The following is a 26,032-nucleotide window of genomic DNA, read 5'->3' as shown; positions in this document are numbered from 1 at the left end:
GACTTCCGGCACCCACGCATTCAGTTCGAATTCGACGATTCCCTGCGGACCGTCTGGTGCGGTGCGGAGCAGCAAACTGGGGACGCCAGTCACACGACACAGGAGGTGGAGCGAGGACCGAACATGCCTTGACCCGAACCTGAGAGGTGAGCTCCGGACCACTCACCGAGATCCTGCAGCATCGTCAGCTGTTTGCGAGTGACTGCCAGAATCTCGTCGTCAAGGTCGGCAATGGCAACGCCTGTCTCCTGATTTCCTGCCTCGGCGAGTGGTCGGCCGTCCGGCCCGTAGATTGCGCTGCCGCCGCTGAAGTTCCAGGAACCCTGCTGCCCCACGAAATTGGCAAAAAGTACGTAGAAGGTGTTCTCCAGCGCGCGCGCCGGAAAGTACACCGAACGTCGGTGGTCGGAGTCACCTTGGACGAACCCGCCACCGCAAAGGTAGGCGTCCGCCCCTGCGAGCGCTGCCGCGCGAGCGTGCTCCGGGAAGCTCGCGTCGTAGCAGATTCCGACGGCCAGTTGCCAGCCGTCCACCGACACAGTGCAGCTTTCCGTCCCCGGGGTGAAGAGGTCCCGCTCCTGGACTTCGAGGTGCTGTTTGTGACATACCGCGGCCGTCCGGCCCTGATCATCGATGACCAAGGCGGAAATGGCAGCCCGCTGCCCCGAGGCTGTGGGCGCTCCCACTATCGCCGTTACATGTGAGGTGCGGCAGGCATCGCGAAGGACATCCAGTTCCGGTCCGTACGGGTCCACAGCCTGTGCGGGCAACGATGCCTTGAGCCACCCGGGCTCGTACCCCGTGAGCGAGAGCTCGGGAAACTGTAGGACTCGCACGCCCTGTTCCCCGGCCGCCCGCACCAGCGATGCCGATACGGCGACATTGCGGGCGACGTCACCGGGGCGGGCCTGCATCTGCGCTACGGCCACCCGCAAGGGCGTACGGTTCGGGTTCGCCTTGGTGTTCATTCTCGTTACCTTTCGTGACTATGGGGTCGTGGCCGGCGGATCAGCTCAGCCGAGAAGCCAACGGGACAGATAGAAGACGGCGACACCAACTGCTGTGACGAGGAGGAATTTCTTCGAGATCAGACCCGCGACGAACGTCGCGACGCCGCCTATCAGGTACGGGTTCGAAACGGTCAGTTCGATGCCCTTGCCCGAGGGGGCGAGCATCGCGGGGAACACCAGCGCCGCCAGAACGGCCTGCGGGGTGTAGTTGAGCATGGTCTTCACCACCGGAGGCATCTCGCGATCGGCGAAGAAGGCAAGAGGCAGATATCGCGGCAGGAAACTGCACAGGGCCATGCCCAGGATCAACAGTGCCATGCTCATCGTGACTTCTCCCCGCTGTTCGTCTTCTGCCCGTCCTCCACGTCGGCGATTTCCTCGTCGGCGCTCTCCACGTCGTCGCTGCGGGCCTTCGACAGGTACTCACACACCGTGCCCACTCCGGCGCCGACGACGGTGGCGACGACGACCCCGAGGTTGTATGGCAGGGCCTGCGTCAGCATCACGGTCAGACCCGCGGTGCAAATGACCGCGACCACCCGCCAGTTCGTCAGCCCGGCCGCGAGCATGGCGACGAACATGGCCGTCATCGGGAAGTCGAGACCGAGCTTGCTCAGGTCGGGCACTGCGGAGCCGAGTGCCATTCCGATGGCGGTGCACGACATCCAGGTGATGTACATGACGCCGGAGGCGCCGAGAAAGTACAGGTGCTTCCCGCGGGTGAGTTCGCCCTTCTTCAGCTTCTCGATGACGACGAAGAAGACCGCGTCGATGAGTCCGAAGCCGAGCAGCACACGCCAGCGCTGGGGCACTTCCTTGACGTAGGGGCCCAGGATGGTCGAGTAGATCAGGAGTCGGAGCCCCAGAATGAGCGTGGTCAGGATGATCGTGACCCAGCCCGCGCCGTGGGCGATCAGTGCGTAGCCGACGAACTGGGCGGTGCCCGAGTTGACGGCCATGGCCATGCCCAGGGTTGCCCAGGCGGAGAGTCCGCTGGACAGGCCCAGAACGCCGCCGACGATCCCCATGGGCACAGCCGATGCGAGGAACGGTGCCATGCTCTTTGCCCCTGCCAGCAACTGCTGGCGGGCGGTGGGAAGCCGGAGGGCTTCCGGTGTCTGTGCGGTACTCATCTCAGTGGGTTCTGCTCCGTAGGTCTCGGTGTCCGGTCCTGTCCCGCCCGTGACGGCGGGCGGCCAGGGCCACGTGAAGGTCGCGTGGCCCCGACTGCTGTGCCTCAGTACGCCAGTGCCGCAGTGCGTCAGTGCGACGCCTCGGCCGCCTCGCGCCACCGGTCGAGGACCAGTTCGGCGACGGCGTCCGGCACCGTGCGGCAGAAGTAGTGCCCACCGGTCCCGAGTTCCGCGAGCCGCGGCGCGTCGGAGAACAGCGCCCAGTCCTCATAGCGCCGTCCGTGGTCCTGCGTCAGCTGGTCGTCCACGGCGTACACGGCGGTGAAGGAGGCGGCGAGCTTGGCCCGGGGGCCGTCCTCCGCGGCCGCGAGCAGGTAACCGTTGGCTACGCCGGTGTCGTGACGGAACACCCGCGCGAGGAACGCCGTCTGGTCGGAGCGCAGGCCCGACAGCTCGGAGGACCCGGTGTTGTCGACGAGCCACCGCACGATGTCCTCATCCGTCATCGCGGCCGCCTGCTCCAGGCCCTGCCGCGTCACGTCGACGCTGTGCAGCAGCTTGCCGCCCGCGAAGACGTGCACCGGACGGTTGCCTTCCGCCTCCAGCAGCCGTGCGGCCTCCACCGCGAGGGCGGAGCCCACGCAGTGGCCCCACAGCATCACCGGGCCGACGACGGTGCGGCCGATCTCCTCGACCGCGCGCCGGGTCGCGTCCTCCAGGGACAGCAACGGCTCGTCCGGACGGCTCGCGTCATGGCCGGGCAGCTCCACGGCGTAGACGGCGACCTGGCCGCCCTGCCGGTCGAGGGCCGCGGCCAGCGGCTCGAAGTTGATGGCGTTGCCACCCGCGTACGGGAAGCACACCAGCGTGACGGCGGCCTTGGCCGGGTCCGCAGACAGCGGCTGGAGCAGCGTCTGCTCCTTCGGCTCGGCAGCCGTCGCGCTCTCGTCCAGTCGGGCCTGCACCACCGTGCAGAGCGGCTCCAGGGTGGAGTTGCGCATCAGGTCCGTGAGGGAGACGAGATCGCCCAGCTCCATGATCACCCGGAGGGCGGAGAGTGAATTGCCGCCCAGGCGGAAGAAGTTGTCATCGAGCGTGATCTCCGGCAGCGGAACGCCGAGCACCTTGGACCAGGCCTGCGCGATGCGCACCTGTACCTCACTGACGGGCAGGCGGGTCGCCTCCTCGGATGCGGCGACGACGGCTCCCTGCGGTGCCTCCCGGCGGAACGTCAGGTGGGTGCGCTCTTCGAGGGCGCCCAGGGCCTGGAGGCCGTCGGGCATGCGGCGGCCGTACATCCCGGTGGGCACCGGCTCGGCCCCGTCAACGACGAGGACAATCTGCCCCGGGGTCGCGAAGGGGGCCGGTAGCCCGTGCGCGTCGACGATCCGCGCCCGACGCGGCTGGCCCGGGTCAGGCACGAGCGCCGCCAGCTCGGCGGGCAGCTTCTCCGCCTGCTCGGCAGCGGTGAGCGCCTCGAGTTCCTCGTCGCGCAGGAGCACGGCGAGGTGGTGCGGGGCCGCCGGATCCGCCGTCATCTGCTCGAACGCGGCGACGTAGTAGGCACCCATCCGGTCGATCTGCCACGACTCGAAGAGGTGGGCATGGTAGTGCAGGCTCAGCCGCAGCTCGTCGGTGAGGAAGTGCCGGGAGAATTCGGCCCGGTGGACGAACTCCGTCTCTGCGTTGGCCCGTACGTCCAGGAGCGCGAAGCCCTCACGCGCCTCCAGCTGCTTGAGCAGGTAGAAGTGGGTGAAGTTGAAGGCCGACTCGAAGAGCGCCTCCTGGGTGTTCAGGTCGAACTTCATCTGCGCCATCGGGTAGCGCCGCGCCGGCAGCAGCTCGATCTCGTTCCGGTAGACCTGCCGGATGAGGTCCTCCCAGGAGCCCTCCTCCATGGACACCCGGAACGGCACGGTGTTGAGGAACATACCGATCGCGCGGGTGGCGTCCTCGGCCTCCGGACGGCCGCTGTGCTCGTAGCCGGTCATGACATCGCGGTCGCCGGCGATGATCGACAGCGCCTTGACGTGCGCCGCCATCGCTACGTTCTTGACCGGAACGGAGAGCGAGTTGGCCAGCGCCACGATACGGTCCGACAGGCCGCGCGGGAACTCCACCTCGTGGAAGACCACGGGGAACAGCTCGGGGTCGGTCGACTCCTTGGTCCGCGGCAGTTCCGTGAAGATGCTGCCTTCGAGGACCTCGGCCCAGAAGTCCCGGTGCGTCTCGTCCGCGAGGGACTGGCGCTCCAGCGACACGTAGTTGCGCGTGTGGTTGTCGACGGCGGGGTCCTGCAGCGGAGTGCCTTCGAGCAGCCGGTAGTAGGTGTCGAACAGCGTCGTGTGCGTGAGCGTGATGCTCCAGCCGTCGAGCGCCGAGTTGTGCTGGCTGAGGGTGTAGCGGAAGAGGTTGTCACTCAGCACGTGCACATGCAGGCGCACCAGGCCGGGCTCGGACCAGACGAAGCGGTAGGCCTTCTCCTCCTCGGCCCACTCGCGGAACCAGGCGTCCTGCTCCTCCCCGGACTTGCCGCGCAGGTCGGCGATGTACAGCGGCAGCGGCGCGTCTTCGTGGACGAACTGCAGGTACTCGCTGTACCCGGTGAGATGGAAGCTCGTCCGGAAGATGGGGTTCTGGGCGACGACGATCTGCGCGGCCCGCTCGAAGCACTCGGTGTCGAACGAGCTCTCGATCATATAGCTGATGATGTCGTGGTATTCGGCGGTGCCGTGCGTCAGCTCGCTTTGGAAGACCAGACCAGCCTGCAGCTGCGTCATCGGATACGCATCCTCGATCCCTTCGGGGATCGCCGCCCGGTCCTCGGGCGTCAGCAGCTCGAACGGCTCCAGCCGACGTACCGGCGCGTCGCTGCGCGAGTACGTTGGGTCGGTGAGGCTCGCGGCCAGCTCGGACACGGTGGGGTTCTGGAAGAACTGCTGGAAGGTGAACTCGATGCCGGCAGCCCTGGCCTTGGCCAGCACGGTGACGAAGTGGATCGAGTTGCCGCCGAGCGCGAAGAAGTTGTCATGCACTCCGATCTGCTCGTGGCCCAAGACCTCGCCCCAGATCCGGGTGAGCTCGCTCTCCTGCGGCGTGGCGGGCGCCACGTACGCGGCGGCCTCGCGCAGCGGCTGCGCGGGCTCGGGCAGGGCGCGGCGGTCCAGCTTGCCGTTCGGGGTCAGCGGGAAGGACTCCAGGGTGATCAGCCGGGCCGGGATCATGTACTCGGGCAGAGTGCGGCCGAGGTGGCTCTTGAGCTCGTCCTCCGTCAGCGGTGCGGCGGCCAGGGCGTAGCCGCACAGGTACGTCTGTCCGTCGTCGGCCGTGCGGGCGACGACCACGGCGTCCTTGACCTCGGCGTGGCCGCGCAGCCGCTCCTCGATCTCACCGAGCTCGATGCGGTAGCCGCGGACTTTGACCTGGTGGTCGATGCGGCCGAGGTACTCGATCGTGCCGTCGGGCAGCCAGCGAGCCAGGTCGCCGGTGCGGTAGACGCGCTCCTCACCGGCCTGCGGGGCTGCGGTGAAGCGCTCCGCGGTCAGCTCGGGACGGTTGTGGTAGCCGCGGGCCAGCTGGACACCGGCGATGCACAGCTCGCCGGGCACTCCGACCGGCTGGGGACGCAACTCCGGGTCCAGTATGACGATGCGCGTGTTGTCGATCGGGCGGCCGATCGGCACCCGGGTCTCGTCACCGGCGCACGGGTAGTGAGTGACGTCGACGGCCGCCTCGGTCGGACCGTACAGGTTCACCAGCCGGGCGCTGTCCAGGACCTCCGCGAAACGACGTGCGTGGTGCGGCATCAGCGCCTCACCACTGGCGAAGACCTGACGCAGCGTGGCGAGCCTGGCCTGCTCGCCGGAGCCGTCGACGAAGTCCAGGAACGCGCCGAGCATGGACGGCACGAAGTGCATGGTGGTGACCCTGTGGCGCTCGATGGCGGCCGTCAGCGCCTCCGGGTTGCGCTCGGCACCCGGCTCGGGCAGGCACACGGACGCGCCCTCGAGCATCCACCAGAAGAGCTCCCACACGGAGACGTCAAAGGACGTCGGGGTCTTCTGCAGGATCACGTCGGCAGCGGTGATCGGGTACGCCTTCTGCATCCAGGCGATACGGTTCACCGCCGAGCGATGCTCGATGAGCACACCCTTGGGGTTGCCGGTCGAGCCGGAGGTGTAGATGACGTAGGCGAGGTCGCGGGCACCGCCCACCGGGGCCAGGGCGGAGTCGTCGGCCGCGTAGTTGCCCTCGTCGGTCACGTCCAGGACCGTGATCCCCTCGCCCACCAGCCCGGCGTGCTGGGGCTGGGTGAGGACGATCCGAGCGGCGCTGTCGTCGAGGATGTACGCGATGCGGTCGCGGGGGTTGCCGGGGTCGACCGGCACGTAGGCGCCGCCGGCCTTGAGCACGGCGTGGATGGCGACCAGCATCTCCGGGGAGCGGTTGGCCAGCACGGCCACCAGGTCCTGCCGGCCCACGCCACGGGCGCGCAGGGTGCGCGCGAGGCGGTTGGCGCGGGCGTCGAGTTCGGCGTACGTGAGGCGGAAGCCGTCTCCCACCACGGCGGTGGCGTCGGGGGACTCGGCGACCTGGCGGCTGAGGAGCTCGTCCAGGCGCACGGTGTCCTCGAACGCGGCCTCGGTCCGGTTCGCCTCGGCCGTCAGCGCGCGGTCGGCGTCGGAGAACAGGTCGAGGGCGGTCATCGGCGCATCGGGCGCCTTGGTGGCCTGAGCGAGGAGGACCGCGCAGTGCGTCAGCAGTCGCGACGCCGTCTCGACGGTGTGGCGCCCGGTCCTGTGCCGTACTTCCAGCGCGAGGCCCCGCTCGGCGCGGACGAAGGCGAAGACGAGCGGGAAGTCGGCGCGGTCCGCCGGGACCTCGCCGTGGCGCACCGAGTCGACGAGCACCTGGGCGAAGGGGTTCTCCGCCTCCGGGGCCGTGATCCCGAACTCCTCGGCGAGCAGCTCGACCGGGTAGTCCTGGTGCTTGAGCGCGGCGAGCAGCCGGGACCTGACGTCGCCGAGGAGCCCGCGCAGCGCGGTGTCATGCGCGAGCGGCAGCCGGAGCACCAGCGAGTGGGCGAGCGGCGCGGATCCGTCCGCGGCTTGGATCGACGGTACGGCCAGTACGGCCTCGTCGGTGCCGGTGTAGCGCTGGAGCAGGGAGCCGACCGCGGCGATCAGCACCGTGTGGAGGGCGGCGTCCTCACCGCGGGTCAGCTTGTCCAGCCGGGCGGCGAGCTCGCCGTCCAGGTCCAGCACCGTGGACGTGTGCGGCGCGCGGGCGGCCGGGCCGGCGATGACGTCAGAGGGGAAGCCGGTGCGCTCGGGCAGAGCGGCCACCTCGGCGCGCCAGAACGCGCCCTCGACGGGGCGCTGCGCGGCAGCGACCTTGAGCTGGCCTCGGGTTTCGAGAGATTGCATGGTGCCTTCCAGATGTGGATCAGAAGTCGAAATCGAGCGCGAGCTCGGGGACGGTGTGGTCGACCGGCGTGGCACGGCCGAGTTCGGCGAGTGAGGTGTCGGGTGCGGCCAGGGCGGCGTCCGTCAGGGCCAACAGTTCGTCGCGGAACATCTCCACCGTGGGGCGCAGGAAGAGCGCCGTGGCGTACGCCCAGCGGGCCGTGTAGCCCTCGGGGGCGTCGTCGATCTGCAGGTTGAGGTCGAAGATCGTGCGTCCCGTGGCCTCGGGCCGCCAGTGCGGACGGCCACCGAGGAAGTCGACCTGGTGGAGGCCGGTGTCCTGCACCGCGAAGAGGGTGTCGAAGAGCGGATGCCGGCTGTAGTCCCGCTCACCGGCCAGTGCCACGACCTCGTCGAAGGGGTGGTCCTGATGGTCCACGGCGGCCAGGGCGTGGCGCGCCACCTCTGCGAGGTACGAGCGGAAGGACTGCCCGGCGCTCGGACGCACCCGCAGGCAGAGGGTGTTGACGAACATACCCTGGGCCCGGTCGGTGCCCGGCAGGTGCCGTCCGGACACGGGCGTGCCCACCGTCACGTCCTCGCTGCCGGTCACCCGGCCGAGGAACACGGTGTAGACGGCCAGGAGGACATGGAAGGGCGTCACCCCTTCGGTGCGGGCCAGCTCGCGTACGGCGAGGCTGCGCTCGGTGCCGAACGCGAAGGGCAGGTAGTGCCCTTCGGTACGACGGACCGGGGGCCGCGGCAGGTCGGTGGGCAGGTCCAGGCGCGTGACGGGCCGCGCGAAGGTCTCGGTCCAGAAGCCCCGCTGGGCCTCGGCCTGCCGCCGGCCCTGCGGTCCGTTCGCCCAGTGGGCGAAGTCTCGGTAAGACAGCTCGGATTCGGCCAGCTGTTCGCCGCAGATCAGGGCCGCCCACTCGTTCATGAGAAGGGTGAGCGAGTACCCGTCGGTCAGCAGGTGGTGTACGTCCAGGACGAGCCGCGCCCCGCTGCCGTGACGGAGCAGGACCGCCCGCCACAGGGGGCCTCGATGCGGGTCGAAAGCCCGGATCCACTGCTCGGTCCAGGCATCGGGATCAGCGCCAGGAGGCAGCTCGACGTCGTCGACCGCGACCGGCAGCTCCGGGTGTACGCGCTGGTACGGCGTGGCGTCGTCGTTCAGGGCGATGTCGGTCCGCAGGACCTCGTGGCGGGCCACGAGCATGGCCAGCGATGCGCGCAACCGCTCGCCGTCCACCGGACCGGGCAGGTCTACGGTGATCGGCAGGTTGTACTCGGTGGCGGCGGGGTCCTTGACCTGCTCGATGTAGATCCCCTTCTGCTGCGGGGAGAGCGGGGTCCGCTCGGCTGCGAGACCGGGGCGCGGCCCCTCGGCGTCGGGGGCGGCGGCATCGGCCGCCCGGATGTACTGCGCCAGCGCCGCGACCGAGCGGGCCGCGAGCACGGTGGACACCGGGCAGGCCACGGCGAACCGCTGACGGACCCGGGCGGCGAGCCGGGTCGCGGTCAGCGAGCTGCCACCCAGTTGGTCCAGCGTGTCCCGCACGCCGATCCCGCGGACGCCCAGGACGTCTTCCCAGAGGTCGACCAGGGCGCGCTCCACATCGTCGGTCGCCCGCCCGCCGTCCTCGTCGGTTGCGGTGCCGCCCTGGGCCGGCTCGGGGAGCGCGGCTCGGTCCACCTTGCCGTTGGCGGTCAGCGGGAGGGCGGGCAGCACCACGATGTGCGCGGGCACCATGTGCGGAGGCAGGACCGCCTCGACTGCGGCACGCACCTGTTCCGGTACGAGGGTCTGGTCTCCGGAGAGGTACGCGCAGAGGTAACTGTCCGAGGAGTCCGGACGTCGTCGAGCCAAGACCACCGCAGCACGCACCACCGGATGCGTCAACAGCGCTGCTTCCACCTCTCCGGGTTCGACACGGAATCCGCGGACCTTGACCTGGTGGTCGACCCGGCCGAGGAAGTCGATCCTGCCGTCGGGCAGTCGACGGACCTTGTCCCCCGTCCGGTAGAGCATCCGGCCGGGCCGGAAGGGATCGGGGACGAAGGCGCGCTCGGTCAGCTCGGGCCGTCCGTGATAGCCGAGCGCCATCCCGTCGCCGCTGACGTACAGCTCGCCGGGCACACCGGTCGGCAGCGCGGCGCGGTCCTGATTGAGGACGTAGGCGGTGGTGCGAGGCACCGGGCGGCCGATGGGCACGCGGTCATCGACGGGCTCGGTGACGGGCTCGTACGTGGAGAAGACCACGTTCTCCGTCGGCCCGTACATGTTGACCAGCCGCATGTCCGGGTTGGCGCGCAGCACGGACCTCGCGTGCTTCGCGGAGAGCACGTCGCCTCCGACGAGCAGGTCGCGCAGCGCCCGGAAGGCGGCCGGGTCCTCGTCGGCCAGCTGGTGGAACAGCGCGGACGTGATGAACGCGGTGGTGATTCCCTGGTGTTCCAACGCCCGCTTCAGTTCCTCGACGTCGAGGAACGTCTCGCGGTCGAGGATGTGCACGGTCCCGCCGCACAGCAGCGCGCCCCAGATCTCCCAGACCGAGGCGTCGAAGCCGGTCGCACCGAGCTGGGCCATCCTGGTGGTGTCGTCCAGGCGCACGTAGCCGACGTTCCTGACCAGGCGCACGATGCCGCGGTGGGGCACCATGACGCCCTTGGGCCGGCCCGTGGTGCCGGAGGTGTACATCATGTAGGCGGCCGCGTCGGCATCGCCCGCAACCCCGGTCTCCGGCGCGGGTTCGGCCGACCAGTCCTGCTCCTCCACCAGAATCACCCGGCGGTCCGTTCCGGTCTGCCCCAGTGCTTCGCTGAGGCGCTCGACCAGGCACCCGGTCGTCAGCAGCAGGCCCGCACCACTGTCCTGGAGGAGGTACGAGACCCGGTCGGCCGGATAGTCGGGGTCCACCGGCAGATAGACCCCGCCGGCCTTGAGCACCGCGAGCGCCGCGACCACGAGCGCCGGTTCACGCGGCAGCAGCAGGGCCACCGGCTCGCCCGGCCGGAGCCCGTCACGGAGCAGCGACTCGGCCAACAACGCACTACGGCGGTGTAGCTCGGCGTAGGTGAGGGTGGTGTTCCCATGCACCACGGCGGGGTGGTCACCCGCCGCTTCGGCGCATGCCGCGAAAAGCGACTCGACTCGGCTGTCCTTCGGGTAGTCCCCCACCGTGTCGGGACCGCACAGCAGCGCCGCCCGCTCGGTCGGCGACAGCGGATCCAGGTCCTTGACCAGGCACTGCGGCGAGCGCGTGGCCGTCGCTAGCACGGCGGCGAGATGCTGCGCGTGCCGGGCCACCGCGTCCGGACGGCTCGCGGCGGCATCGTGCCGCAGACCCAACACGGCTCCCTGCCCGATGTCCTCCAGCACCAGGCCGAGCGCACCGGACGGCACGGATGCCACGGGGGCTTCCGTACGGCAGTCGACGCACACAGGCAGGGGCGCAGCGTCGGCCGTGTACGGCTGTGCGGCGTCGAGCGCCCGCATCGCCGTGTCCGCCAGGTGCGCCAGCGACTGCCCTGGATCAACCGTGAGCCGGACCACGACGTCCTGTGCTTCGCCGCTCAGGACACGGATGGGCAACTCTCGCTGACCGGTGTGGTGGTACAGCAGCGCGCCCCAGGCCGCCAGCACGTCTGGCAGGACCGTGTGGGACGGACAGGCGACCCGGAACGGCCCCACGTGGGATCCGGCCGACTCGTCCGGGCCGTAGGTTCCGGGCGGCGCCGGGTCGTCCGGACCGGGAAGCCAGTCGAGCAGCAGCCCGGCCCCGGTGATCGGCTCGCTCATGCGCCGCTCCCCGCGTCCAGGACCTGTGCCAGGCCGTTCACCGTGGGGTTGAGGTAGAGCTCGCGAATCGGCAGGGCGGGCAGTGCCTGCTCGCGCATGGCAGCCGCGACCCGCATCGCATGCAGTGAATTGCCGCCAAGCGCAAAGAAGTTGTCGTCGGGGCCGACCGGCAGGCCGAGCACGGACTCCCAGATGGCGGCCAGCGCGGCCGCCAGGCTCCCTTCGACTGCCTGCGGCGTAGTGTCAGCTGTCGTAGAGCCGGACGGCCGAGGGGACGTGGGCGCGGGGACGGGTGCGGCAGGGGCCGGCAGCTTCTTGGCATCCAGCTTGCCGTTCGCGGTGAGCGGCAGCGCAGTAAGCGCCGTCACGGTCGTGGGCAGCATGTACTCCGGCAGTACCGTGGCCGCCCTGGCCCGCACGTCGGCGGTGTCCCCGCCGTCCAGCACCACATAGGCGTCGATGCGCACCCCGGCTGCGTCGTGCGCCGGATCGCCGCCGATCACCACCGCGGCCGCCATGACGCCCGGATCGTCCAGCAGTACGTTGCGGATCTCATCCAGCTCGATGCGGAAGCCGCGGATCTTGACCTGGGTGTCGAGGCGGCCCAGGTGCTCCAGGCGTCCGTCGGGCAGCAACCGGCCCCGGTCGCCACTGCGGTACATCCGGCCGCCCTTGAACGGATCCGGCAGGAAGCGCTGGGCGGTCAGTTCGGGACGGCCGAGGTATTCCAGGGCGACGCCTTCGCCTCCGACGTAGATCTCACCGGGTACGCCGCAGGGCGTGGGACGGCCGCGCTCGTCCAGGACGTAGAGGTACCAGCCGGGGAGGGCGGGCCCCACCGACCTGGATCCGGCGGCCACTTCCCGGTGTGTCACGGTCTGTGCCGTCACGTGGACGGTCGTCTCCGTGATGCCGAACATGTTGACCAGCCGACACTGGTCCTCGGGGTAGCGGTCGAGCCAGGAACGCAGGGCGCGCACGTCCAACGGCTCGCCTCCGAAGATCACCAGGCGCACCGCGAGCCGTTCGGCCTGGTGCCGGTCGGCCTCCATGACCTGAGCGAAGGCCGACGGGGTCTGGTTGAGCACGGTGACCCGCTCACGGAGCAGCAGCTCGCGGAACTCGTCGGGCGACCGGGAGACCCAGTACGGCACGACGACCAGTCGCGCACCCGTCAGCAGCGGCCCCCAGATCTCCCAGACGGAGAAGTCGAAGGCACTGGAGTGGAAGAGCGTCCAGGTGTCGTCGGTGCCCAGCTCGAAGTCGTCCAGCGTGGCCGCCAGAAGAGCGACGACGTTGCGGTGCGGCACCACGACCCCCTTGGGGCGGCCGGTGGAGCCAGAGGTGTAGATGATGTACGCGGCGTCCTCGGGTCCGCGGAGGGGCCCCGGGACATCGTGGTCTGGGCCGTCGTACGACGCGAGCTCCTCGGGCCGCAGGGCGCGTACCTGCCCGGCCTGGCCGGGGAAGTCGTCGAGGGCGGTGACGACGATCCGCAAGGCCGCGTCCTCGGCGGTGTACGCCAGACGGTCGGCCGGGTAGGCGGGGTCCATGGGCACGTAGACCGCATCGGCCTTGAGGACCGCCAGCATGGTCACCACGAGGTCGAGTGAACGCTCCAGGCAGACGCCCACACGCTCGCCTGGCCGGACACCCTGGGCACGGAGCGCGGCGGCGTAGAGTCCGGCGCGTGCGTCGACCTCCGCATAGGTCAGCGACTCTCCCTCGCAGGTGAGCGCGAGGGCGTCGGGACGCTCCGCCACCCGCGCGGCGAACACCGTGTCGATGCGCTCCGGCTGCCAGTCGAGCGAGCGGCCGGGCCGACCGAGGGCGACCATCTGCCGGAGTTCGTCCTCGTCCAGCAGATCGATGTCGGCGGGCGCCTGCGCTTCGTCGCCGGCGCACAACTGCGCGTAGGCCCGGCTGACGTGGCGCGCGAATCGCTTCGCAGAGTCCTCGTCGATGTCCTTGAGGCGGTGGTGGATGTCGAGCCGGAGCTCTCCGGTGGCAGTTCGGCTCGGCACGACGGTGAGCGGGAACGGGGCCGTCTGGCACGCCAGATAGCTGCCCTCCGGGCCCGGAGCCTCGTGGCCGCCGTGGAGCAGCCCGGCCAGGAGCCTGCCGTTGGCCTCGGCGGTGAGCTCGGCGTACTGCCGTGCGTCGCACCATCCGCCGTCGCCGTCCAGCACGCGCCTGGTCTCGGCGACCAGCTCCCCCACGGAGCGCGCGCCCGAGAGGTCCAGCGCCAGAAGCGTCCCGGCGTCAAATGATCCCAGTACGTCGTCCGCGCGGGCCGGGATGCCGCCCAGCGCGCCGAGAACAGGGCTGTCCTGGTTCTCGTACCGTCCCAGGACGAGCCCGGTCGCCACGGCGACCCTGGCCGGCGCGTCCACCGGCGACCCCACCAGCGGCACCGTCACCGTACCGGTGCGGTCGCCCGCGGCGTCATCGCCGACGGCCCACTCGACCCGCCCGGAGTAGTCCGCTTCCCGCCACCGCTTGACGAGGTCCGGGTCAGCGACGACGGAGCGGCCTGCCCTGTCGGTGCCGAAGCGGTCGTACGGTGCCCTGCCGGTGAGCACGTCGGCCACGGAACGCAGCGACACGGCGTCCAGCTCGGCACGGTGGGCGACCAGCACGAGGTCGGCGGGGCCGTCCGCGTACTGCAGGAGCGTGGCCCGCAACACGCCGTCCCGTGCCTCCATCGGAGCGTACAGCGCTGACCGAAGCAGCTGGCCGGCCGCTGGGGAGTCACAGTCCGCCGCGACTCGCTCGGTCCGCAGCCCCGGGAGCGGAGCGCCGGCGTCGTTCCACCAGTGGCGGGACGCGTCATCGAGGGCCTCGGCCATCCGTACGGCGTCCGCGCCGCCGGGCATTCGCACCCGCCAGGCATGGCTGTGGGCGGACGACGCACAGTCGGCGGGGATGAGAAGGACAGGGGAATCGGTTCGCACCGAGCGATCTCCAGAGCAGGAACGGTTCAACAGGAGCGGTTCAAGAGGGCGACGGGACGGATCGACGAGCGTCGGCCGAGGCGGGTGAGGAGCGGCGGTCCACCGGCAGCATGGACTCAGCGGCAAAGGGCAACGAGCGGACTGTTCACCGGCTCGTGTGGACCCGTCAGAGACGGTCGGCCGACGGTGCGGGCGGCGTGGCGTGGGCGGTGCGCGGAGGCGCCGGCGGCCGTCGGACGAGCGCGGGGCCTGCGAGTCGTCCCTGACGCGGCTCGATGTCGCCACCCGCACCGTGCGCACGAAGTCGAGCGAGCACGCTCACCCCGCAAGGTCGTGTCGCCGACGCGTCAGGCGGTCTGCATCCCGGCCACGATGAGACGCAGCAGCGGGGCGTAGTCGTCGGCCAAGTACATGTGCCCGCCGTCCAGTTCGCCGGTGGAGAGACCGGCCGTGGTGGCCTCGGTCCACTGGGAGATCTGGGCGGAGTCCACCAGCGTGTCGTCGCGGCCGCGGACCGCGGTGATCGGCGCGGACAGCGGCTTGTCGGAGCTGGGCCGGTAGTTCTCGTGCATCTCGACGTCGGCGCGCAGCATCGGGAGCAACAGGTCGCGCATCATGGTGTCCTGGAGGGCGGGATGCGTGTACCCGGTGAAACGGTGGAGCTGCGCCAGGAACGCCTCGTCGTCGAGTCCCGTGGCCCGCTCCTTCCTTCCGTTCCATGGCGACGGCGAGCCGCTGACGAAGAGTCTGGTCAGCCGGATCCCCTCGGCGTCACTGAGCCTGTGCGCCAGTTCGTAGGCGAGCACCGCCCCCAGACTGTGGCCGAACAGGGCCACGCGCGCCGACCCGTCGAACTGCTCGAGCACCCAGGAGTACGCCTCGTCCACGGCGCGCGCGACGTCCGTGTGAAGGGTCTCTACGAAGCGCTCCTCACGGCCGGGCAGCTGGACCGGCAGGATGGTCAGTCCCTCCGGCACGTGCTCCTGCCACTCCCTGAAGAAGGACGCGCCGGCCCCGCCGAAGGGCAGGCAAATGAGGTAAGTGGGTTCCATGGAGGGGTATTTCTCCGTTCATAACTGCAACGTTTGATAAGGATGACGGGTAAACGAGGGCAGGGCCGACCGTCAGGCGTCAGCGAGCACGAAGGCGCGTCAGATGGCAGTGCGCGGCCGGTGGCCGGTCGCCGCTGCGACGGAATCGAAGGCAGCGACGATATGGGCGGCGACAGCGTCGATGTTCGCCTGATCCAGCAGATAGAAATGCCCGCCGGGGAAGATCTTCACCTCAAAAGCGGCTTTAGTGCGCGCCTTCCACAAAGGTAGCTGCGCAGAGGGAACCAAACGGTCCTCCGCTCCGCCGAGCACGGTCAACGGAATGTCGAGTATCGCGTTCTCCAGCTGCCCACGCAGCCGGCATCCCAGGCTGAAGTCGGCGCGGAGCAGCTGGAACAGATGGTCCCGCCAGTGGGGATCCGCCAGCAGTTCAAGGGGGGTGCCTCCCCCCAGCTCCATGATCTCAAGGAGGTCGGCATCCTCCCATCTGCTCGGCCGTTCAGCTCGAGAGCCGCCGGGGAGCTGTGCACTGACCAGCAGAGATGCGCACGCGTTCGGTTCGGCGAGGGCCACGCCGAGAGCGATGGACGCCCCCAGGCTGTGGCCGAAGAAGATCGTGGGACACGGTTCCAGTGCGGCCAACTCCCGCCGCACCGCGGCCACGACGTCCGAAGGGGCGACCTCCGGCGACTCGGCGAAACGCCGCTCTCTCCCCGGCAGGGTCACACCGACGACGTCGTACGTTTCGGGAAGTCGTTCCGCTATGGACATCAGGGCATTCGGGCCGGCTCCGGAATGAGCGAAAATGACGACCCGACCAACGGGCTGACGCGACTGCCGACGCATCCGGTCAACCCATACAGCTTCCAGCACGCTGGGCTTACTCCCCACCCAGGTAGCGAGCCAATGCTACTTCCCCAACCGTCCCTGGACGAACAGCAGGGTGAGGGCACGCTAGGTGGCGGCCAGAACTCATGGACTTTTCCAAACTTGTTGCAGGTGGTGCGCCTTGTGGGCGGCATCAACGTACGCATTCGCACCCGCTAGTTCAACTCCACGGCCCGTACGTGATCATGATTACAGCGCGAGCCGTTCGCGGCTGACGGCAGTCAACCACGCAGAAGTCGCCTGCCGCGCGCGGACCACCACCGCTCCCCCTTCCAGGCGTGTCCGCTTCAACCGTCTTTCGACGGGCCAGGCGTCTGACACACCACCGGCTACACTCGGCCACGCGTGACCGGATCGTTCCGGCACTGGTCCCGATTGTGACTACCGATCGGGGATAGTCAATGGTCAGACTGGTGGGCATGAAGCGAGCGCTGATCGTCATTGATGTCCAGGAATCCTTCCGCGCTCGACCGCTGTGGGAACGGATCGCCAATCCGGACATCGCCGAGCCGGTGAACCGGCTGGTCCGGCTCACACGGGACAACGGTGATCTCGTCGTATGGGTGCTGCACACGGAACCCGGTACCGGGGACGTGTTCGACCCGGCCCTGGGACACGTCCGGCTCCTTGACGAGCTGGAGCAGCCGCTGCCCGCCGAGCCGGTGCTGCGCAAGACCTCGCACAACGCGTTCACCACGACCGACCTCCAGCGGCGGCTGACCGAGGCCGGCGTCGGCGAGCTGTGGGTGTGCGGCATCCGTACCGAACAGTGCGTGGAGACCACCGCGCGGCTCGGCAGCGATCTGGGCTACCAGGTCGTCTTCGTGGCCGACGCGACCACGACCGACCCGATCGGTGACCTCAGCGCCGAGGCGATCATCGAACGCACACAGGCCGTCCTGCGCGACCGCTTCGCCCGCATCGCCACGGTCGACGAACTGGCAACATCACAGGAATGACGCACGTAGTTTTCGTCCTGCTCCCCGAGGTCCACCTACTCGACCTGGCCGGTCCGGCCCAGGTCTTCAGCACTGCGGGGGAACTCGGCCGACCGTACACGCTCACATACGTCGCCGAGCAGGAGCAGGTGGTCAGCGCCCAGGGCCTCACGCTCACCGCCCAGCGGCACTGGCCCGACCTGGGCACCGACGACCTGATCATGGTCCCGGGGTGGCGGGCGCCCACCCTGCCGGGCCCCGTGCTGGGTGCCGGCACCCTGGAGCGGCTGCGCGCGCACCACGCCGCGGGCGGCACCGTCGCCAGCGTGTGCGTCGGAGCGCAGGCCCTGGGACAGGCGGGTCTGCTGGACGGCCGGCGCTGCACCACGCACCACCAGCTCCAGGATGAGTTGGCCGCCCGCCACCCGCGGGCGACCGTGCTCCGCGACGTGCTGTTCATCTCCGACGACCGGGTGGTGACCTCTGCGGGCATCGCCAGCGGCATCGATCTGGCCCTGCACTTGCTGGCCACCCGGCACGGCCCGGGGCTCGCCGCCCAAGCGGCCAGGGAGATGGTCGTCTTCGCCCGCCGCAACGGCCACGAACCCCAGTCCAGTGCCATGCTTCGCCACCGCAGCCACCTCGACGACAACGTCCATCGGGTCCAGGACCTGATCGACGCCCACTACGTCGAACCACTTCCCCTCGCTCGTCTCGCCGCCCATGTCGGCGTCAGCGCCCGAACTCTCACCCGCCAGTTCGCCGAGGCCACCGGCGGCATGACCCCGCTGCGCTATCAACAGGCCCTCCGCCTGGAGCGGGCCGACCACCTCATCGGCCACGGCGCGACGATCGAGTCCGCGGCCCGTGAGGTCGGGTTCGAGGACGCCCGTATGCTCCGCCGCCTCCGTGCCCGGCCCTCCTGAACAGCCTGAAATCAAGGGCCGCGGAATCGGCCACAGAAGCATGGATCGGAGATTCATGCCCCGGAAACGAAATCAAAGATTCGGCCACAAAAAGGCCATCTCATGGTCAGGTCATCAAGATTATCCGTAGTGATCTTGCCCACCCCGGCAGAAATTGCTTTCGGGCTTGCTCGAATGCAATGCTCAGTGAGCCGTGCAGATCCACGACAAATCTGAGGTTGCATTCGAGTGTCTACCGACGCATTGAATACCGCATTCCTTGCCATTCCAGGTTCGACTCCTTTTCCGTCGGACTCGTGGCAGTCTGAAGCAATGTCCTCCTTCGAGCAGAGGATGCTTGACCCGAAAGATAAATTCCCCTGCGTGTTCGGCGTCGACGCAGTAGCGCGGAAAACCCTGCGATACGGCTTCATCGAAGCGGGCGCGCATGCGGTGCAGCTGGCCAGTACCCTCCGGTCCTTCACTTCCATCTGCGAAGAGCTGGGGCGGCGTACGTCACTGGTCGTCTTCTTTGAATCGTGGGGCGCCCCCGAGGAGACACACGAGAGCTACTACCAGGAGTTCTGGGAGCTGCTCGAAAGAACGTCCCTCCTCGACGAGACGTCGTGGCCGTCGGAGTACGCGGTAGACACGGACGACGCCACGTTCGAGTACTGCTTCAACGGGGTTCCCATGTTCGTGGTGGTGAACACTCCGCTGCACTCCGCCCGTCGCAGTCGGCAGTTCGAGCGCGTCGCGATCACCTTCCAGCCCCGCTTCGTGTTCGACGACATCAAGGCGGGAACAAAGACCGGCGACAATGCGCGCAAGGTCATTCGAGGCCGGATCGACGAATACGACAGCGCGCCGCTCACCTCAATGTTGGGTAATTACGGCGAAGAAACAAACAACGAATGGCGCCAGTACTATCTGGACGACGGGGAAGACGCCATATCGCGAAGCAAGTGCCCGGTCAGCTTTCTGATGCGGGGGGAAGACCTGATAATGACCGAGACGAAGATTATCCAAGAGGACCAGCTCGGCATCGCCGAGGCCGGGGCCAAGTTCCTCCCCAGCCAGGGAGGCATCGAACTGCAACGTGACATGCCCGGGAAGGTGCATTCCTGGCACAGCCACTCGGTCCACGAAACCCTCGTCGTTCTCGAGGGCGACATGGTCCTCGAGTACGCAGGACCGGGCGGAACCCCGGAGTCGGTCAGTGAGGAGAAGGCGGCCGGCGGTACCCGGATCGAGCTGCCCGCGGGGACGATCCACCAGTCGACGGCCGGCGAGCAGGGCTGCATCTACTTCATCATCCCCGAGGGCGGCAAGGCCGCTCACACCGTCTCGCACGGCGACTTTCTGAGTGGTCGCGTTGAGCCTTAGTATGCAGGATCTGCGCAAATTCCCTCCGCAAATCTGGATCGTATCACTGGCCACGCTGGTCAACCGGTGCGTGGGATTTCTCGGTCTCTTCGCGGCGGTGTTTTTCCAGGGGATGAAGGCGACGTCCGGGACGGTCGCCCTGGCACTGCTCGCAGTCGGCGGCGCCGGAATCCTCGGGGCGATCATCGGCGGCCGGGCGGCAGAGAAGATCGGTAGCTCCCGGGTGCTTGTCGCCGGGTGCTTCATCAACATTCCGCTTCTCCTCGCCCTCTCCTTCCTGACGGACAATCCGTACGGCTCCATACTCGTGGCGGCCGTCAGCGTGGCAGTGTCACAGTCCTTCGTCGGCCCGTCGGCGGCGCTGGTTTCCGATTCGGACTACAAAGGTCCGAAGGTCACCGCCTTCGCGTTCTACCGGATCTTCCTCAACGTCGGCATGGTCGCGGCCCCGGCCGTCGCCGGAATCGTGGGGTTCTCGCAATTCCCCCTTCTGTTCAGGATGTCCGCAGTCGGATCGCTCCTGGCCGGCGTGCTACTCGTCGTGGGACAGAAGTGGATACGCCCGCGAACGCAGAGTCCGGTCGAGGAGCAGGCTTCGACGGTCGATGAGCAAACTCCCGCCGGGAACCTGGCCACTGCGCAGCGCAAGAAGGTCCGGATCTGGTCCGTCATCGTAGCCTTCGGTGTCACGATCGCCGTCTACGCACAGCACCAGAGCGGCATCCCGCTGTCGCTCGACCGCCTCGGCGGAGGTGATCGCCTATACGCGATTCTCCTCCTCATCAACCCCATCGTCATCATCGTCGCCGAGCTTCCACTCAGCGCTTTGACGGCCAAGTTCAACTGGGGAAAGGCGTTCGCGGTCGGATCCTTCCTGACGTGCGCCGGACTGGCGGTGTGCGGCCTTTCCTCGGCGTGGGCGGTATGCATCATCGGTTTCGTGTTCTTCTCCCTCGGTGAGGCGATATTCGCCCCACTGGGCAATTCCTCGGTTGCGGATCTCGCCGGGCCCTCCGAGAACGCGCGATACCAGGGTTACCTTTCCGCCGCCCAGTCCACCGGTATAGCCCTCGGACCCGCCGTCGGCGCCTGGGGAGTCCTGCACAACCGGGTCGTCTTCTGGATCGGTATCGCCGTGGTGGGCCTCGCGCTCGCCATCCTTCTGGTGGCTACAGGCAAGGAACGGGTGGTGACTCATGAGCGAGTCGAATCGGCCGTCTAAGGTACTCATCGTGGATCCCGTGAGCTCCGGGAGCCTCTACGCGCCGCTCTTGGCCGAAGCTGGTGTCCCGGTCGTGCTCCTGGACACCGGGAGAGCTCTCGCTGCCGGGCTGCGCAGCGGAGACACGCCCGGTGCCCTCGGCTTCGAGCGCGACTTCGCGGGCGACCGGACGCGCCTGCTCTCCCACTGCGTCGCCGAGCGTGTCGAGTACGTGATCGCCGGTGCGGAGTCCGGCATCGAACTCGTCGAGTACCTGCGGGAATCCATTCCGGAGTGTCCGGCCAACGGTGAAGGCGAGTCGCGGAAGCGCTGGGACAAGCAGTTCATGTTCGCCGCCCTCCAGGAACACGGGGTCCCCTGCCTCGAGACGCACGCGATCCCTCCGGGAACAGATCTTTCAGCGGATCTCATCGCCCGACACAGCGCGTCCCTACCCGCCGTGGTCAAGCCCTCCACAGGCGCCGGTTCGGTGGGCGTCCGGATGGTGCAGGACTCGGCCGAACTGCACGAGGCGATCCGGGACATCCTCGGCGCACCGGGGCTCTTCGGTGACAGCCCCAGTGCCCTGGTCCAGGAACTCTTCCCAGCGCCGCAGATCGAGTACGTGGTCGACACGTTCTCGCACGACGGGGTGCACGAGATCGTCGGCCTGAGCCGCTACGACAAGCGTCTCTCCGCCCAGGGCGACTTCATCTACGAGCGGATCCAGTGGATCTCGCCCGACGAATCACCGGCCGGGGAGATCACCGAGTACGCCAAGGACGTCCTCCGCGCCCTCGGAGTGAGTGTCGGGCCGGCGCACGTGGAGATCATGTACAACGCGCACACCGGCCCGCGCCTGATCGACTTCGGCGCGCGGGCCCACGGCGCGGGACATCCGCTGAAGACCTTCAAACTGACCGGTGTGTCCCAGATCCACCGGGAGTGCGAGTACGTCGCGCACAGGCTGAGGAGCGCTCCTTTTTCCACGGCGGGTGGCAGCTACTCCCTGACCCGTGACGGCGCGATCATCTTCTTCAGCCTGGACGAGGCGACGCGATGCGTCACCCAGCCGGACACGGACGCGCTGACGGAACTGCCGGGCGTTCATGAGGTGATGGTCAACGCCCGTGCGGGCAAGGAGTATCCGGCCACCCGTTCCCTGCTTGACTCTCTCGACCTGGGCCTGGTCTTCCTCTCGGCGCAGGACGAGAAACAACTGGACGAGTACGGCCAGGCAGTGCGAAAGAGGTTCGCCTCGTTCTTCGCAGCCGACACCGGACAGAGGGAGTCCGCCGACTCCGTTTGAGCAAGCCCTCACGTTTGGGCCCCGTGCTGCTATGGCATGGCAACACGGGGCCCGAAGTCCTCGACGGGCAGGGCGCGTAGCAGGTTGGGCAACGGGCCGGATTGAACACCCTCGGCGGCTACACCGTCTCCGCCTGAACGAAGATCAAGGCGCGCCACCGATGCACGAGTCCCAGCCCGCACACCGCCCCCTGCGTAGAGCCGAAAGAGTAGCCATCACCCCTGGGACTCTCCTGGGACTTCCGGCTGTATCAACGGGCACGGCCGTGAAACAGTCGAAAGATCATCTGCGCAGGTCAGCGCTCCGCAGTCGCCCAACGCCGCAGGTCACAGGGGAGCCTGGTCTCTTCCGGGACAACTGACCACGAATGCGCCCGCGTCGTGGGCATCGTCCACGAACTCCCCGGCATGTCTCGCCCTGTTATCAGTCACATCATGTGACCGACACGCGGTTCCGCCGAGCAGCCGAAAGCACGGTCAGCGCCAGTCGCATGACGGCTGTCCGTGGGGAGAATCTGGGGAGTGGGAGCCGCTCTGGGGAGCGCCTGGGGAGAATGAGCCGCATAACGCGGCACGATCCTGAAACACCCTGAAAGGCTCATCCGCGCAGTTCAGAGACGGTAGCGACCGCATCGCCGCAGGTCAGAGGTGCTCAGCAGACGACTTCAAGAGGATCTCTTCGCCCTCCCGGCTTCGTGCAGACGCCCGTCCCGAGCAAAGCCCTCTCCGGCTTCGGCTCGTCCCGGTGCACGACCAAGATCCGGACCATACGCGGGCCATAGCTCGCCTTCCTGCTTCAAAGCCCACATTCGTACTGGCCAGAGCCATGCAGGCCGTGTACCACCAGCAGACCAAGAACATTCTTTGTTCTTACAGCCCTCAGAAGCTTGGCTTCTTCTAGAGCCTGAAGTCGGTTGCCTGGCGGCATCGTTGCGCTCCAGGCAACCCGAAATAACGGCTCCACTCTGTGATTAACTGGAGTCTTCGCGCTACTGTCTGACACCCAAGGAGATCTCTCCCGGACCAGTCGTGGACCAAATGGCGCCGAACGACATCACCCCACGAGCAGGGCTGATGCGTTCTCAGGTTTCAAGATCGAGTAGTTGGAGTGCGTGGTCGGCTCGTGACCGGTGGCGGCGGTGATGTTTGTCCAGCCAGCCTGGCGGATGAGGCCGATGGCGAGGTTGCGGAGGGTCGCCATGGCTTGGGGAGCGGTGCCGGTGCGGATGCGGGAGGCGTCCTCGGCGAAGGTCACGTCTCTCACGTGGTGCAGAGCCTCGACCTGCCAATGCCCGCGGATCAGTTGTGCGAGTTGGGCCGGGGTGGCCTGGGCGGGGCTGAGGCTGGTGATGGCGTAGATCGTCTTGACGGTAGTCTTGCCGGTCTTGTGGTTCGTGCGGCGGCGCTTGATCTCGATGGCCTGGACGGCGTGCGGGAAGAGCAGGCCGGGCTGGACGGTGCAGGCCTTCAGACGGCGGATCTCGCGGCGGCCGTGGTTTGTGTCCCGGGTGCGGTGCTGGAGCGGCATCTCGCGCCAGGGCAGTCGCCGCAGCTGTCGGCGGAGTTTCTTCTGGTTCCCTTTCACGACCAGGATGTAGTGGGCGCCCTGGGCGGTGATCTGCTCGGCGTGATCGGTCTGCGTGTGCATCGCGTCGGCGGTGATGACGTGCCCGCGCAGGTCGAGCCGTTCCAGAAGCGGGGCGAAGGCGGGGATCTCGTTGCTCTTCGTGGCGATCTGCCGCTGTGAGATCACCATCTGGTTCTCATGCAGGACGGCGGCGAGCAGGTGGATGGCGCTCTTGCCGCCGTCGCGGCTGCCGCGTACGGCTTTGCCGTCGACGGCCAGCCCCACAAGCTCAGTTGGATCGGTTTCGACGGGGTCACGGGAGTGCCGGGCAAGCCAGGCGCCCACGGCGTCATCAAGGGCGTCGCCGTCGATGCGGGACAGAAGGCGGCCCAGGGTGGTGGCGCGCGGAAGACGATCCAGTCCAATCCGTTTGCGCACTTCAGGGGTGGAGTCGATGGCGAACCGTGCGATGCCGGCCAGTGTGGTGGCCCCGCCGAGGACCGCGAGTAGGCACAGGGCAAGCAAAGAGCCCAGCCGGTAGCGGCGGCCTCTTACACGCCGCGGATCGGGAAGCCGGTCCAGAACCGTCGACAACGAGGTCAGGTCGGGCAGTTCGACGGGTGGGCAGGACAAGTCGACGTCCTCACGGTGGCGTTGGAGGACACCGATCAGGGAGGATGACACGCGAACGCGACCCCTGTTCTTGATCAAAGGCTTCGACAACCTTGATCATCGGGGGTCGCGTTCGTCGCTTCCAGCCCGGACACCTCGGACCGCCTCAGTACGCACGCGCATGATCAGTCCATCTCGCCAAGCGGGAACCATCAGCCCTGGTGACGCACCCGCCAGCCATCGTCACGGGTCCGTGACCAGCACGTCTACAAAGATCAACCCGCCTTTGAAAGCGCCCTGCCAGCGGGGGAACTTCAGTTTCAGGCTGCAGAGTTAGCGGTGGTGATCCTGGGTTTCACGGGGTGAGTTGTTTGGCGATCCTCAGGAGTTCGGCTTCGTGCAGGTCCTGATCCGTGGTGCTCACGATGAATGTGTAGGTCCCGTTCGTCCATGTCACGGTGCTATTGGAGTCCGGGGTGAGCCGACCAAAGTACCCATGGATGGACTCGGGAGTGCCTGCGGCACTCACGGTGAGCTTTCCGGCGATTTGCGTGATGCTCAAAGACGCCTTCTCCGAGGCGCGGTGGTAGAAGCGGGTCCAGGTGGGGCCTGAGTTCCGGTCACGCATGAAGACGGGTGACAGCAGCTCATGCTGGTCGAAGTCGCTCCAGTGCACGTCAGATGTAGGCGAGTAGCCTGGCGGGAGATATCGCGGGTTGGCCAGCCGCTTCTGGTCGAGGGGGGCAATGGTCCAGCCGTTACCGGCGTCTACCAGTCGTCGTGTCCCCAGCGGTGACTGCAGCGTCGTGGTCATCTGCTCCTCGATGCCGTCGCAGTGAGGCCGGAGATCGACATCGCTTTCCTTCAGTTCCAAGGTGACGGAATCGCGGGATTCGCTCGCCACCAGGAGGGGCGGGTCCTGCTGGCATGGGGTCCGGCTGTTCAGGGTGGTGATGGTGCGGCCGTCACCGCTCACCAGTACTTCGCCCAAGAGCCCTTCCCCGTGCCTGCGGTCCTTCATGATCGATGCAGTGACGGCAATGGCAAGAGCAGCCCCTACGGCAACGGCCAACATGATGCGCAGGGGCCGACGAAGCCTTTTCGGATCCACGGTCGCGCTCCAAGATGGGCGAGCCAGCTCCCTGGCTTCATTCGATGGGTCGTGTAGCCCTCGGGGCGCTACTCCGGCCTCGCATCATACGGGTTCAACCCCGAGCGATGGCGACCCTCCACAACCTCACCATCGGCCCCATCCGCCAGGCTGCCCGGACAAACATCACCGCCGCCACCGACCACTACCGGTCACGAGCCGACCACGCACTCCAACTATTCGATCTTGAAACCTGAGAACGCATCAGCCCTGACCCCACGAGCCGCCCGTTCATGAGCGCCGTGAGTCCATGAGAACGCCTCCTGGCACCGCATCAGATCGAATGCCGGGCGTGCGTCCCATCACTCGCGCAACGACCGTCGTATTGGCTCTCAGCGGGTGACGTGTTTCTTCTGTGTGATCACGGGCGGGGGCTTCGCGTATCGCTGCGGCTGCGTCGCAGTTCCACGCCACCCGGACGTCGTGCGGGGCTGCTCCTCGCAGTCACGGACGTCACCTTCGACTTCCCGGGACCGGCTCGAGACCACGGCCGAGCCGCCCCCGCGCGACCTCGTCGTCGAGTTCGATGGGGCACCACATCGGGTTCCTGCGTGGCGGGCGGGGGCGGCGAGCGCTTCGGGGACACTGCCATCTGTCTGCCTGGCGAAGGAAGCTGCCTCGGGGCCCTCTCGGCCCACTTGCTTCTGAGCGCCGACGGCGCCCGCGTCTCGACCACTTCGAGTGGACCAACGCCGAGGCCCGCCGGGAGGTGGCGAAC

At 68.0% G+C, this 26,032-nt stretch carries 15 protein-coding genes; 5 read left to right on the top strand and 10 right to left on the bottom strand.

Going from position 1 to position 26,032, the window contains the following annotated elements; translation table 11 throughout:
* Positions 1-89: 89 nt before the first annotated feature.
* The 8 genes from AC4OXY_RS38085 to AC4OXY_RS38050 form a co-directional block, all read right to left on the bottom strand.
* Entirely contained in the window at positions 90-968 is an 879-nt protein-coding gene (locus AC4OXY_RS38085) for a carbon-nitrogen hydrolase family protein (RefSeq protein WP_491991908.1), read from the bottom strand.
* Between the two features lie 45 nt (positions 969-1,013).
* Positions 1,014-1,334 (bottom strand): AzlD domain-containing protein, encoded by a 321-nt coding sequence (locus tag AC4OXY_RS38080; protein WP_491991907.1) that lies wholly within the window; start codon positions 1,332-1,334, stop codon positions 1,014-1,016.
* The gene (locus AC4OXY_RS38075) at positions 1,331-2,068 is read right to left on the bottom strand and encodes an AzlC family ABC transporter permease (protein ID WP_491991906.1); all 738 of its coding nucleotides are present in this window, start codon (positions 2,066-2,068) and stop codon (positions 1,331-1,333) included. The genes AC4OXY_RS38080 and AC4OXY_RS38075 overlap by 4 nt, the downstream gene beginning before the upstream one ends.
* 203 nt (positions 2,069-2,271) lie before the next feature.
* Positions 2,272-7,569, bottom strand: a complete 5,298-nt coding sequence (locus tag AC4OXY_RS38070) for an amino acid adenylation domain-containing protein (RefSeq protein WP_491991905.1) — start codon at positions 7,567-7,569, stop codon at positions 2,272-2,274.
* Positions 7,570-7,588: 19 nt separating this feature from the next.
* Positions 7,589-11,353, bottom strand: coding sequence for an amino acid adenylation domain-containing protein (locus tag AC4OXY_RS38065; RefSeq protein ID WP_491991904.1), 3,765 nt, complete (start codon positions 11,351-11,353; stop codon positions 7,589-7,591).
* Positions 11,350-14,058: a non-ribosomal peptide synthetase gene (locus AC4OXY_RS38060; protein ID WP_491991903.1), complete on the bottom strand. Its 2,709-nt coding sequence runs from the start codon at positions 14,056-14,058 to the stop codon at positions 11,350-11,352. Before AC4OXY_RS38060 ends, AC4OXY_RS38065 begins: the two co-directional genes overlap by 4 nt.
* 596 nt (positions 14,059-14,654) lie before the next feature.
* Positions 14,655-15,359, bottom strand: coding sequence for a thioesterase II family protein (locus tag AC4OXY_RS38055; RefSeq protein ID WP_491991902.1), 705 nt, complete (start codon positions 15,357-15,359; stop codon positions 14,655-14,657).
* Between the two features lie 99 nt (positions 15,360-15,458).
* Positions 15,459-16,232 carry a thioesterase II family protein gene (locus AC4OXY_RS38050; protein WP_491991901.1) on the bottom strand — a complete coding sequence of 258 codons (774 nt, stop codon included), beginning with the start codon at positions 16,230-16,232 and terminating at the stop codon, positions 15,459-15,461.
* Positions 16,233-16,666: 434 nt separating this feature from the next.
* On the opposite strand from AC4OXY_RS38050, the gene AC4OXY_RS38045 reads away from it, so the two are divergent.
* From AC4OXY_RS38045 to AC4OXY_RS38025, 5 genes are all read left to right on the top strand, one after another.
* Positions 16,667-17,206 (top strand): cysteine hydrolase family protein, encoded by a 540-nt coding sequence (locus AC4OXY_RS38045; protein ID WP_491991900.1) that lies wholly within the window; start codon positions 16,667-16,669, stop codon positions 17,204-17,206.
* Positions 17,203-18,111, top strand: a complete 909-nt coding sequence (locus AC4OXY_RS38040; RefSeq protein ID WP_491991899.1) for a GlxA family transcriptional regulator — start codon at positions 17,203-17,205, stop codon at positions 18,109-18,111. The genes AC4OXY_RS38045 and AC4OXY_RS38040 overlap by 4 nt, the downstream gene beginning before the upstream one ends.
* 312 nt (positions 18,112-18,423) lie before the next feature.
* On the top strand, positions 18,424-19,476 hold the full coding sequence (locus AC4OXY_RS38035) for a YqcI/YcgG family protein (protein WP_491991898.1): 1,053 nt from the start codon (positions 18,424-18,426) through the stop codon (positions 19,474-19,476).
* Between the two features lies 1 nt (position 19,477).
* Positions 19,478-20,698 (top strand): MFS transporter, encoded by a 1,221-nt coding sequence (locus AC4OXY_RS38030; RefSeq protein WP_491991897.1) that lies wholly within the window; start codon positions 19,478-19,480, stop codon positions 20,696-20,698.
* A complete protein-coding gene (locus AC4OXY_RS38025) occupies positions 20,673-21,986 on the top strand; it encodes an ATP-grasp domain-containing protein (RefSeq protein ID WP_491991896.1) in 1,314 nt (437 codons plus the stop codon). The genes AC4OXY_RS38030 and AC4OXY_RS38025 overlap by 26 nt, the downstream gene beginning before the upstream one ends.
* Before the next feature lie 1,053 nt (positions 21,987-23,039).
* Here AC4OXY_RS38025 and AC4OXY_RS38020 read toward each other — a convergent pair.
* Together AC4OXY_RS38020 and AC4OXY_RS38015 are read right to left on the bottom strand one after the other, a co-directional pair.
* A complete protein-coding gene (locus AC4OXY_RS38020; RefSeq protein WP_491991895.1) occupies positions 23,040-24,236 on the bottom strand; it encodes an ISAs1 family transposase in 1,197 nt (398 codons plus the stop codon).
* A 283-nt stretch (positions 24,237-24,519) separates the two neighbouring features.
* On the bottom strand, positions 24,520-25,275 hold the full coding sequence (locus AC4OXY_RS38015; protein ID WP_491991894.1) for a hypothetical protein: 756 nt from the start codon (positions 25,273-25,275) through the stop codon (positions 24,520-24,522).
* Positions 25,276-26,032 lie beyond the last annotated feature (757 nt).

The organism is Streptomyces sp. HUAS MG56 (genome assembly GCF_058673395.1).
This window is presented reverse-complemented; position numbering and strand designations above follow the sequence as displayed.